The organism is Streptomyces sp. NPDC025833 (genome assembly GCF_055558055.1).
In genome coordinates, this window is the sequence record NZ_JBVHNF010000048.1 from 1 (window position 1) to 11,659 (window position 11,659).

General features: G+C 72.9%; 11 protein-coding genes. 9 read left to right on the plus strand and 2 right to left on the minus strand.

What is annotated here, in order from left to right; all coding sequences use genetic code 11:
- Positions 1 to 90: 90 nt before the first annotated feature.
- Positions 91 to 477, minus strand: a complete 387-nt coding sequence (locus ACZ4K2_RS36765; RefSeq protein ID WP_467480954.1) for a metallopeptidase family protein — start codon at positions 475 to 477, stop codon at positions 91 to 93.
- Positions 478 to 874: 397 nt separating this feature from the next.
- Between ACZ4K2_RS36765 and ACZ4K2_RS36770 the strand changes: the two genes are divergently transcribed.
- The 8 genes from ACZ4K2_RS36770 to ACZ4K2_RS36805 all read left to right on the plus strand — a co-directional run bounded on the left by ACZ4K2_RS36770 (position 875) and on the right by ACZ4K2_RS36805 (position 9,188).
- Positions 875 to 1,249, plus strand: coding sequence for a DUF3499 domain-containing protein (locus tag ACZ4K2_RS36770; RefSeq protein ID WP_467480956.1), 375 nt, complete (start codon positions 875 to 877; stop codon positions 1,247 to 1,249).
- Positions 1,250 to 1,400: 151 nt separating this feature from the next.
- Positions 1,401 to 2,765, plus strand: coding sequence for a phosphomannomutase/phosphoglucomutase (locus ACZ4K2_RS36775; RefSeq protein WP_467480959.1), 1,365 nt, complete (start codon positions 1,401 to 1,403; stop codon positions 2,763 to 2,765).
- A gap of 73 nt (positions 2,766 to 2,838) precedes the next feature.
- A complete protein-coding gene (locus ACZ4K2_RS36780) occupies positions 2,839 to 3,009 on the plus strand; it encodes a Trm112 family protein (RefSeq protein ID WP_467480961.1) in 171 nt (56 codons plus the stop codon).
- Positions 3,010 to 3,065: 56 nt separating this feature from the next.
- The gene (locus ACZ4K2_RS36785) at positions 3,066 to 4,193 is read left to right on the plus strand and encodes an SIS domain-containing protein (protein WP_467480963.1); all 1,128 of its coding nucleotides are present in this window, start codon (positions 3,066 to 3,068) and stop codon (positions 4,191 to 4,193) included.
- Between the two features lie 94 nt (positions 4,194 to 4,287).
- Positions 4,288 to 5,439 (plus strand): mannose-6-phosphate isomerase, class I, encoded by a 1,152-nt coding sequence (gene manA / locus ACZ4K2_RS36790; RefSeq protein ID WP_467480965.1) that lies wholly within the window; start codon positions 4,288 to 4,290, stop codon positions 5,437 to 5,439.
- A 188-nt stretch (positions 5,440 to 5,627) separates the two neighbouring features.
- A complete protein-coding gene (locus tag ACZ4K2_RS36795) occupies positions 5,628 to 6,608 on the plus strand; it encodes a cation diffusion facilitator family transporter (protein ID WP_467480967.1) in 981 nt (326 codons plus the stop codon).
- A 317-nt stretch (positions 6,609 to 6,925) separates the two neighbouring features.
- On the plus strand, positions 6,926 to 8,383 hold the full coding sequence (ahcY, locus tag ACZ4K2_RS36800; protein ID WP_467480968.1) for an adenosylhomocysteinase: 1,458 nt from the start codon (positions 6,926 to 6,928) through the stop codon (positions 8,381 to 8,383).
- A gap of 190 nt (positions 8,384 to 8,573) precedes the next feature.
- The gene (locus ACZ4K2_RS36805) at positions 8,574 to 9,188 is read left to right on the plus strand and encodes a hypothetical protein (RefSeq protein WP_467480970.1); all 615 of its coding nucleotides are present in this window, start codon (positions 8,574 to 8,576) and stop codon (positions 9,186 to 9,188) included.
- A gap of 11 nt (positions 9,189 to 9,199) precedes the next feature.
- Here the strand turns inward: ACZ4K2_RS36805 and ACZ4K2_RS36810 are convergent, their stop codons facing one another.
- Positions 9,200 to 10,141, minus strand: a complete 942-nt coding sequence (locus ACZ4K2_RS36810) for an RDD family protein (protein ID WP_467480971.1) — start codon at positions 10,139 to 10,141, stop codon at positions 9,200 to 9,202.
- A 153-nt stretch (positions 10,142 to 10,294) separates the two neighbouring features.
- On the opposite strand from ACZ4K2_RS36810, the gene ACZ4K2_RS36815 reads away from it, so the two are divergent.
- Entirely contained in the window at positions 10,295 to 11,302 is a 1,008-nt protein-coding gene (locus tag ACZ4K2_RS36815; protein ID WP_467480972.1) for a stage II sporulation protein M, read from the plus strand.
- Positions 11,303 to 11,659 lie beyond the last annotated feature (357 nt).

Sequence of the window (11,659 nt, forward strand, 5' to 3'; positions counted from 1 at the left end):
TCCCGCAAGACCGCCCCTGACGTTCCAGCAGCCCACTACACTCCCGGCGATGCCTGTGACCAGGCAAGATAGCGAAACGCTGCTGGAGTACTAGTCCTCCCCGTACCGGGGGTCCACCGTCTCCGGTGTCAGCCCGAGCAGCTCGGCCACCTGCTCCACGACCACCTCGTGCACCAGCGCGGCCCGCTCGTCCCGGCCCTTGGTCCGGATCTCCACGGGCCGCCGGTACACCACCACCCGGGCCCGCCGCCCGTCCCGCGCGGGGATGATCCCGCCGAGCGGCACGGCCTCGTCCTCCCACGCCGGCGAGTCGCCCGGGCCGTCCAGCCGGGGCACCTCCAGCACCAGGAAATCGGTCTCGGCGAGCTGCGGCCACCGCCGTTCCAGGCGCTCCACGGAGTCCTGCACCAGGTCCGCGAACACCTCGGCGCGGCTGGCCGCCAGCGGCACCTGGGGCGGTGCGATCGGCCCGCGCATGCCCCGCCCGTGGCGGTCACGGCGACGGGGCCCGGGGCCGGTGGCGCGGGGCGGTACACGGTTGTCCATCACCGGTGAAGCGTAGTCCCCGGCCCCTGGACCCGTCCGGCTCCACGCGGCAACCGGCCGCGCGCCGCCTGTCGCAGGATGACCGTTCCGGCCGAGGTCTGACTCGTTTCCATAACTCTCCGAGACCACCGAACTCAAGGCTATTGACGGTGTTTGTACCGACTCATGACCGGATGGAGTCTCCCCGGGCATCCGCCGAATGCCCGTCCGCGCAGGTCAGGAAGACGCGTTCGGACGCCTCCGCGGGACGTTCATTACGCCGACACGGTGGGGTGACCCGGGGGAGAGTCGTCGCGGCCCGCTCAAGAGTGCGGTACCGTCCATCGTCGTGAGCCCTGTACGTCGCTGTTCGCGCACCGCCTGCGGCCGACCCGCCGTCGCGACGCTGACGTACGTCTACGCCGACTCGACCGCGGTCCTCGGCCCGCTCGCCACCTACGCCGAACCCCACTGCTACGACCTGTGCGCCGAGCACTCCGAGCGCCTCACCGCCCCGCGCGGCTGGGAGGTCGTCCGGCTCCTCGACGGCTCCGCGCCCGCCCGGCCCAGCGGAGACGACCTGGAGGCGCTCGCCAACGCCGTCCGCGAGGCCGCCCGCCCGCAGGACCGCACGGCCGAGGCCGGCGGCGTGACCCGCGCCACGGACCCGATGGAGGTCGCCCGCCGCGGCCACCTGAGGGTCCTGCGCTCCCCGGACGAGTAGCGGCGCCGGTCACCCCTTCCGGGCGTGACGGCGCACCCCGCCCCCGCGTTACCGGAAGGGGGCCACCGAGCGCACTCCCGGCGCCCGTGACCCCGCCCGTGCTCACGGCGGGTAGTTTGTGGGCATCCACAGGACTTCCAGGAGGGCTGGCGTGACTGCTGATCTGTCGCAGATCGTGAAGGCGTACGACGTGCGCGGAGTGGTCCCGGACCAGTGGGACGAGCCACTGGCGGAGCTCTTCGGCGCCGCCTTCGCGGAAGTGACGGCAGCGACGGCCGTCGTCGTCGGCCACGACATGCGCCCGTCGTCCCCCGGCCTCTCCCGCGCCTTCGCGCGCGGCGCGGCCGGACGCGGCGCGGACGTCACCGAGATCGGCCTGTGCTCCACGGACCAGCTCTACTACGCCTCCGGCGCACTGGACCTGCCGGGCGCCATGTTCACGGCCTCCCACAACCCGGCCCGCTACAACGGCATCAAGCTGTGTCGCGCCGGCGCCGCCCCCGTCGGCCAGGACACCGGCCTCACACGGATCCGCGAACTGGCCGAGCGCTGGCTGACCGAGGGCGCCCCGCGGCCCGTGGACCGGCCGGGCACCCTCTCCTCGCGCGAGACGCTCGCGGACTACGCGGCCCACCTGCGCTCCCTGGTCGACCTCACCGCCATCCGCCCCCTGAAGGTCGTGGTCGACGCCGGCAACGGCATGGGCGGCCACACGGTCCCCTCCGTCCTCGCCGGCCTGCCCCTGACCCTCGTCCCGATGTACTTCGAGCTGGACGGCACCTTCCCCAACCACGAGGCCAACCCGCTCGACCCGGCCAACCTGGTGGACCTCCAGAAGCGCGTCCCGGCCGAGGGCGCCGACCTCGGCCTCGCCTTCGACGGCGACGCCGACCGCTGCTTCGTCGTGGACGAGAACGGCGACCCGGTCTCCCCGTCCGCGATCACCGCCCTGGTCGCCGCCCGCGAACTGGCCCGCAACGGGGGCGAGGGCACCGTCATCCACAACCTGATCACCTCCCGCGCGGTCCCCGAGGTCGTGCGGGAGAACGGCGGCACCCCGGCCCGCACCCGCGTCGGCCACTCCTTCATCAAGGCCGAGATGGCCCGCACCGGCGCCATCTTCGGCGGCGAGCACTCCGCCCACTACTACTTCAAGGACTTCTGGAACGCCGACACCGGCATGCTGGCCGCCCTGCACGTCCTCGCCGCCCTCGGCGGCCAGGACCGCCCGCTGTCCGCCCTGGTCGCCCGGTACGACCGCTACGCCGGCTCCGGCGAGATCAACTCCACCGTCGCCGACCAGTCCGCCCGCCTCGCCGCGATCCGGGCCGCCTACGAGGACCGCCCCGGCGTCACCCTGGACGACCTCGACGGACTCACCGTCGCCGCGGCCGACTGGTGGTTCAACGTGCGCCCGTCCAACACGGAGCCCCTGCTCCGCCTGAACGCCGAGGCGACGGACGAGGCCACGATGGCCGCGGTCCGCGACGAGGCGCTGGCGATCATCAGGGGCTGAGCCCCCCGCCCATCGGCGGTACGCTGACCAGGCGTATCCACAGACACCACCCGCCCCCCGAAGGGACACCGCCATGGCGCTCGAAGCCGGCCTCCTGGAGATCCTCGCCTGCCCGGCCTGCCACGCCCCCCTGAAGGAGCAGGACACCGAACTGGTCTGCACCGGCCGGGACTGCGGCCTCGCCTACCCGGTCCGCGACGGCATCCCGGTCCTGCTGGTCGACGAGGCCCGCCGCCCCGCGTGACGGTGACCCGTACCGCGTAGGACCCCAGGACGACCGGTGACCGGAGGCTGCCGCCCATGCTGGACGAATCGCTGCTCGACACCCCGGAGGACCTCGCCGAGGCCGACCGCCGAGGACTGCTGCGCGGCGCCGCCGAGGCCGGCGCCCGCGTCCGCACCGCCGCCCGGCACGCCGCCGAGGCCGGCATCGGCGGCCTCAGGCCCGACGGCCGCCCCCGCGCGGTCCTCATCGCCGGCCCCGGCGCCGCCGCCACCCACACCGCCGACCTCCTCGGCACCCTGGCCGGCGTCGGCAGCCCCGTCGTCCGCCTCGCCCCCACCGGCGTGGCCCCGGCCCCCGGCGCCCTGCGCTGGGAACTCCCCGGCTGGACCGGCTCCGTGGACCTGCTGCTGATCGCCACCCCGGACGGCACCGAGCCGAGCCTCTCCCTCCTCGCCGACCAGGCCTACCGCCGCGGCTGCTCGGTCGTCGGCGTGGCCCCGCCCCACACCCCGCTCGCCGAGGCGGTCGCCGGCGCGCACGGCCTGTTCGTGCCGATGGCCACGGCACCCTACGACCAGCGGGAACCCATCGCCGCGTCCTCCTCGGGCGTCTTCTGGGCCCTGCTGACCCCGCTGCTCGCCCTCCTCGACCGGATCGGCCTGCTCACCGCCCCGCCGGAGGCCCTGGAAAAGGTCGCCGACCGCCTCGACCACGTCGCGGAGCGCTGCGGCCCCGCCATCGCCACCTACAGCAACCCGGCCAAGACCCTCGCCGCCGAACTCGCCGACTCCCTGCCCGTCGTGTGGACGGAAGGCACCTCGGCCGGCCCGGCCGGCCGCCGGTTCGCCGCCGCCCTCGCCGAACTCGCCGGCCGTCCCGCCCTGGTCGCCGAACTCCCCGAGGCACTCGCCGAGCACAGCACCCTGCTGGCCGGCCCGCTCGCCGCCAGCGCCGACCCGGACGACTTCTTCCGCGACCGCGTGGAGGAACCGCCCGCCCTGCACGCGCGCGTGGTGCTGCTCCGCGACCGCCCGATCAGCGGCCTCACCGCCGCGCCCGCCGCCCGCGATCTGGCCCTCAGCCACGACACGCCGATCAGCGAACTCGAACCCGAGGAGGGCGGCGAACTGGAGACGCTCGCCGAACTGATCGCCGTCACGGATTTCGCCGCCGTTTACCTGGCGCTCGCTTCGAGGGCCTGATCTGGCTCCTGGCCGACGCCCCGCGCCCACCGCGGGCGCGGGCGGAAGCGATCCCGCCGGCCGGGCCGCGCACGTACGGAGACGAAGAAGACACATGGACCGCCTCGACAACACCGTCCGCCCCTACGCCTGGGGTTCCACCACCGCCATCCCGCACCTCCTCGGCGTGGAGCCGACCGGCGAACCCCAGGCGGAGATGTGGATGGGCGCGCACCCCGGCGCGCCCTCGCGCACCGCGCGCGGCACCCTCGCCGAGGTCGTCGACGCCGACCCGGAGCGGGAACTCGGCGCCCGCGCGGTCGCCAGGTTCGGTCCCCGCCTGCCCTTCCTGCTCAAGATGCTCGCCGCGGGCGCGCCCCTGTCCCTCCAGGTCCACCCCGACCTGAAGCAGGCCGAGGAGGGGTACGCCGACGAGGAGCGGCGCGGCGTCCCGCTCGACGCCCCGCACCGCAACTACAAGGACGCCAACCACAAGCCCGAACTGGTCTGCGCGCTCACCGAGTTCGACGGCCTGTGCGGCTTCCGCGCCCCGGCCGAGGCCGCCCGCCTCCTCGACGGACTCGGCGTCGGCTCCCTCAAGCCGTACGTCGACCTGCTGCACGCCCGCCCCGAGGACGCCGCCCTGCGCGAGGTCCTCACCGCGCTCCTCGGCGCCGACCCGCGGGACACGGCCCGCACCGTCGCCGAGGCCACCGCCGCCTGCGTCCGCCTCGGCGGCGCCTACGCCCCCTACGCCGACATCGCCCACCACTTCCCGGGCGACCCCGGCGTCATCGCGGCCATGCTCCTCAACCACGTCCGCCTCCAGCCCGGCGAGGCCCTGTACCTCGGCGCAGGCATCCCGCACGCCTACCTCGGCGGCCTCGCCGTCGAGATCATGGCCAACTCCGACAACGTCCTGCGCTGCGGTCTGACGCCCAAGCACGTCGACGTCCCCGAACTGCTGCGGATCGTCCGCTTCGAACCGCGTGACCCCGGCGTGCTGCGCCCCGAGGCGTCCCCGGACGGCGAGGAGGTCTACGAGACGCCGATCGACGAGTTCCGCCTCTCCCGGTACGTCCTGCCCGCCGGCGGCGCCGCCCACGACCTCACCCGGGACGCCCCGCAGATCCTGCTCTGCACGGCCGGCGCCGTCCGCGCGGGCGAGCACGGACTCGGCCCCGGCCGGTCGGTCTTCGTCCCGGCCGGTGAGAAGGCCGAGATCTCGGGCGCGGGCACGCTCTTCCGTGCCACCGTGATCGTGTGACCCGGACCCGGACCCGGGCCTGTGGACAGCCGGTGGATCATATGACCGCGACGGTGGACACCTGACGCACCGGTCCCCGGCCGGGCTGCAAGAATGACCCACCGGCAAAGACCGGGCAAAGCCGGGTACCCGCCCGGACGGACGTACGAGGGCCGGGCCGGACCAAAGCGAAGGGACAACGCGGACACATGAGCGCGTCAGGCGGAACCAGGGCGATCGTGGCGGCACTCGGCGCCAACCTCGCCATCGCGGTATCGAAGTTCGTGGCGTTCGCGTTCAGCGGCTCCTCCTCGATGCTCGCCGAGGGCGTCCACTCGCTCGCCGACTCCGGCAACCAGTTCCTGCTGCTGATCGGCGGCAAGAAGGCCCAGCGCGAGGCGACCCCGCAACACCCCTTCGGATACGGCCGCGAGCGCTACATCTACGCCTTCCTGGTCTCCATCGTCCTCTTCTCGGTCGGCGGCATGTTCGCCATCTACGAGGGCTACGAGAAGATCAGCCACCCGCACGAGCTGAAGAACTGGTACTGGCCGGTGGCCGTCCTGGTCTTCGCGATCCTCGCCGAGGGCTTCTCCTTCCGCACGGCCATCAAGGAGTCCAACGACCTGCGCGGCAAGCTCTCGTGGGCGCAGTTCATCCGCCGCGCCAAGGCGCCCGAGCTGCCCGTCGTCCTCCTGGAGGACTTCGGCGCGCTCATCGGCCTGGTCCTCGCCCTCGGCGGCGTCGGCCTCTCCCTGCTCACCGGCAACGGCGTCTGGGACGGCATCGGCACCGTCTGCATCGGTGTCCTGCTCGTCCTGATCGCCCTCGTGCTCGCGGCCGAGACCAAGTCGCTGCTGCTCGGCGAGGCCGCCGGCCTGGAGGAGGTCCACAAGATCGAGGCCGCGATCGTCGACGGCGACACGGTCACCGGCATCATCCACATGCGCACGCTGCACCTCGGCCCCGAGGAGCTGCTGATCGCCGCGAAGATCGCCGTCCGGCACGACGACACCGCCGCCGAGGTCGCGACCGCCATCGACGCCGCCGAGAGCCGCATCCGCGCCGCCGTCCCGATCGCCCGGGTCATCTACCTGGAACCGGACATCTACAGCGAGGCCGCGGCCGCCGAGGGCCCCGACCCGGAGGCCACCCCCGGCGGCCCGGCCCCGCACGCCGCCGGCCACTGACCCGGCCCCCGGTTCCACACTTTTCGTGCCACCGCGGGCACCCCTGCCACCTGCCGGAACGTCTCGAAAGTGACCGGAGGAACCGACGGGCGGACTGGGGACGAACGGGTCGTCCGGTGTAGCTTGGGACGGAGCCAGACGTCGCTGCTGATGGCGGTCGGGCGGTCCCCACGGGCCGGCCGAGGGAGAGAGGGCCTCCGACGGACTGCGCTGCGCGCACGTGGGCATGCCTGTGTCCTCCACCCGGGCACCCCTGTGTCCGCCGCCGCGCAGACCAGCCCTACCCACCTCGACCCAACCCCGAGGAGCAGCTCGCAATGACGACTGTCGAGAACCGGCAGGACTTCAAGGTCGCCGACCTCTCGCTGGCCGAGTTCGGCCGCAAGGAGATCACCCTCGCCGAGCACGAGATGCCCGGCCTGATGGCCATCCGCAAGGAATACGCGGAGGCGCAGCCGCTGGCCGGCGCCCGCGTCACCGGCTCCCTGCACATGACCGTGCAGACCGCCGTGCTCATCGAGACCCTCGTCGCCCTCGGCGCACGGGTCCGCTGGGCCTCCTGCAACATCTTCTCCACCCAGGACCACGCGGCCGCCGCCATCGCCGTCGGTCCGGACGGCACCCCCGACGACCCCCGGGGCATTCCGGTCTTCGCCTGGAAGGGCGAGACGCTGGAGGAGTACTGGTGGTGCACCGAGCAGGCGCTGACCTGGCCGGACAGCCCCACCGGCGGCCCGAACATGATCCTGGACGACGGCGGCGACGCCACCCTCCTCGTCCACAAGGGCGTCGAGTACGAGAAGGCCGGTGAGGTCCCCGCCCTGGAGACCGCCGAGTCCGACGAGCACCGCGTCATCCTCCAGCTGCTGCACCGCACCCTGGGTGAGAACGCCCAGAAGTGGACCCAGCTCGCCTCCGAGATCCGCGGCGTCACGGAGGAGACCACGACCGGCGTCCACCGCCTGTACGAGATGCAGCGCGACGGCGACCTCCTCTTCCCGGCGATCAACGTCAACGACGCCGTGACCAAGTCGAAGTTCGACAACAAGTACGGCTGCCGCCACTCCCTGGTCGACGGCATCAACCGCGCCACCGACGTGCTGATCGGCGGCAAGACCGCGGTCGTGTGCGGCTACGGCGACGTCGGCAAGGGCTGCGCGGAGTCCCTGCGCGGCCAGGGCGCCCGGGTGATCGTCACCGAGATCGACCCGATCTGCGCCCTCCAGGCCGCGATGGACGGCTACCAGGTCACCACCCTGGACGAGGTCGTCGACAAGGCCGACATCTTCATCACCACGACCGGCAACAAGGACATCATCATGGCCTCGGACATGGCCAAGATGAAGCACCAGGCGATCGTGGGCAACATCGGCCACTTCGACAACGAGATCGACATGGCCGGCCTCGCCAAGCTCCCCGGCATCGTCAAGGACGAGGTCAAGCCGCAGGTCCACACCTGGACCTTCCCGGACGGCAAGAAGATCATCGTGCTGTCCGAGGGCCGCCTGCTGAACCTGGGCAACGCGACCGGCCACCCGTCGTTCGTGATGTCCAACTCCTTCGCGGACCAGACGCTGGCCCAGATCGAGCTGTTCACCAAGCCCGACGCCTACCCGATCGGCGTCTACACGCTGCCCAAGCACCTCGACGAGAAGGTCGCCCGCCTCCACCTGGACGCGCTCGGCGTCAAGCTCACCAAGCTGCGCCCGGAGCAGGCCGCCTACATCGGCGTCGAGGTCGACGGCCCGTTCAAGTCGGACCACTACCGCTACTGAGCCGGTGATCCGGTAGGCCGGCCACCCCGTGGTCCGGCCCGCCGGGGCGGTGCACCGGCGCACCACCGCACCACCCCGGCAGCAGATCCTCCGAGGCAGGCCCCCGCACCCCCGTGCCGGGGGCCTGCCCCGTTGGCTCGCCGGACCCGTGGCTCCCGGCAGGACCAGCCCGTCAAGACCCAGGACCCCCATGCCCCGCGGCCGCTATTCGCTCCACGACCCGCACGATCACACCCCCCTCGCGGAAGAGCACTTCCAGTGCGCCCCCGGCCCGTCCGGCTGGCGCTACGTCTCCCGGCTGACCGGCCCCGCCGGTGACCAGCGCGGTTCGGTCGACCTCGCCCTGGACGACCTCGGCCGTCCGCTCCGCCTCGAACTGCACGCGGGCGGCTGGCAGGTGCGCGGCGCCGCCCTCGACGGCGTCACCTGGGTCCGCACCGACCCCACCGGCGTCGAGGCCACCGAAGGCAATGTGCGCGCCCACGCCTTCACCGGCACGTCCCCCGCGTTCCTCGTCGCCACCGCCCGTCTCCTGCGCCTCACCCCCTCGTCCGGCGCGACCCGCGTACGCCTCGTGGCATTCACGGACCCCGTCCTCGCCCCCCGCACCGTGGACCAGTCCTGGGCACTGGTGGACAGCGAAGCACACGCCACTGACAACGGACCCCTGACCGTGGACGAATACCAGGTCACAGCCCTGGACACCGGCGAACGGCACACCGTCCACATCGCCGGCGACGTCGTCCTGGCCGCGCCCGGCATCGAACTGGAGGACCTCCAGTCACCCCCGTCCCGGTTCGACTGACCCGGGACCCGCTACGCCGGGGGCGCGAACCCGGTGGCCGGACGCCCGGCCGGCGGCTCGTCCTCCCGCACCGGCGGGGAGGCCGCGGGCCGAGGCGACGCGGGCCGGTACGGAGCGACAGGCTGGTAGGGATCGGGCCGGTCCCCGCCGGGCACCCAGGCCGGACCCGCCCCCGGCGGGACGGAGCCGCCACCGGCCGGACCGCCGGGACCGAACCCCTGCCGGGCCTTCCGCCTCTGCCGCTCGTGCACCACGGCCGCGAGGAAGGCGGCCGGAGGCACGTCCGGCGGCACCGGCGCACCGGTGCGCCCCGCGAGGTCGGCCGCCAGCCGCTGCGCCATGCCCGCCGACACCTGCGGATCGAGCTGTCCCACCCGGACCAGGTACTGCCGGACGGCGAGCCAGAGCCCGTCCGGCACCGCCGACAGGTCCAGCCCGGCGAACCGCCCCGCGAGCCACGGCGGCGGAGGCGGTACGAAACCGGCACGTCCCGTGGGTATGCGCTCGCGGACGACCAGGGTGCCCGCGAACACGTCCCCGAGCCGCCGCCCCCGCGCCGAGACGAGCGAGGCGACACAGGCCACCACACCGAGCGTCAGCAGGATCTCGACGACCCCGATCGCGCCCCGCACCAGCGCGTGCCGGAACCGGATGGGCCCGCCGTCGTCCCGCACCACCCGGAGCCCGAAGGCCAGCTTCCCCAGCGAACGCCCGTGGCTCAGCGTCTCCACGGCTATCGGCCCGCCGACCAGGACCAGCAGGAACGCCGCGATCGACAGCGCCACCTGCGCGGCCTCGTCCAGCGAAGCCGTCGACGCCACCAGCGCCATGAGCACGACGAGGTACACGACCACCGTCACCGCCAGGTCGAGCAGCACGGCCAGCGCCCTGCTCGGCAGCTTCGCGGGCCGCAGTTCGAGCGCCACCGCCTCGCCCGTCACCAGCTCGTTCATGCCCGCCACCCTTCCCCTGGTCCGCCCCCTGGACCGCAAGTCTGCCAAGCTGTGGGCGCATCGCATCCCGGTACGACAACCCGACAGCAACCACGAGCATCCGCGGTGGGCCGTGCGGGCCGTGGAGCACCAGCCGAGGAGCAGGCAGACCCGATGGACCTGGACGTCTTCGTCACCGCGCACCAGCCGGAATGGGACCGGCTCGACGCACTCCTCCGCCGCCGGCGCCGCCTCACCGGCGCGGAGGCGGACGAACTGGTCGTCCTCTACCAGCGGACCGCCACCCATCTCTCGCTCGTCCGGTCCAGCGCCCCCGACCCCCAGCTCACGGGACGGCTCAGCCGGCTGGTGGCCCGCGCGCGCGGTGCCGTCACCGGAACCCGCGGTGCCTCATGGCGGGACGTCACGCGCTTCCTCACCCAGGGGTTCCCGGCCGCCGTCTACCGCGCCCGCCACTGGTGGGTGCCCGTGGCCCTGGTGTCCACCGTGGTCGCCGCCCTCCTGGGCTGGTGGATCGGAGCCCACCCGGAGGTGCGGTCGTCCATCGCGGCGCCCGCCCGGCTGCGGGAGCTGACCCGCCCGGGCGGCGAGTACGAGACCTACTACTCCAGCCACTCCGCGGCCGCCTTCGCCGCCCAGGTGTGGACGAACAACGCCCAGGCCGCGGCGATGTGCCTGGTCCTGGGCGTGTTCCTGGGGCTGCCCGTCCTCTGGATCCTCTTCCAGAACATGCTCAACCTGGGCGTGGGCCTCGGCCTCATGTCCTCGTCGGGCCGCCTGGACACCTTCCTCGGCCTGGTCCTCCCGCACGGTCTGCTGGAACTGACCGCGGTCTTCGTCGCCGCCGGCACCGGCCTGCGCCTGGGCTGGACGCTGATCGACCCGGGCCCGCGCACGCGCCGCGCCGCCCTCGCCGAGGAGGGCCGCGCCGCCATCGGCATGGCGATCGGCCTCGCCCTGGTCCTGTTCGTCTCCGGCGCCGTCGAAGGCTTCGTCACGCCTTCCGGCCTGCCCACCTGGGCCCGGATCGCCATCGGAATAGCGGCCGAGCTGGCCTTCCTCACATACGTCTACGTGCTCGGCGGCCGCGCGGCACGCGCGGGCGAGACGGGTGATCTCGAAGCGACGGACCGCAGCGCGTCCGTGCCGACGGCCGCCTGATGTGCGTACGGCCCCTGTGAGCTGCTAGTCTCCTCTTCGCCCCGCAAGACCCGTTGACACGGGGGGAGTGGGGAGGTAGATTCAAACAGTTGCCTACTGGACATGGTCCGGGGCAGCCGATAGAATCTACTAGCTCCTCCAGAAGCCGTGAGCGGCATTCCGAGGAGCACACCCCCGATGCGCTCAGAAATGAGTGGCCGGTCAGACCGGCCGAGAATTTCTGATAAAGTCGGAACCGCCGGAAAGGGAAACGCGAAAGCGGGAACCTGGAAAGCACCGAGGAAATCGGATCGGAAAAAGATCTGATAGAGTCGGAAACACCGAAGGGAAGCCCGGAGGAAAGCCCGAGAGGGTGAG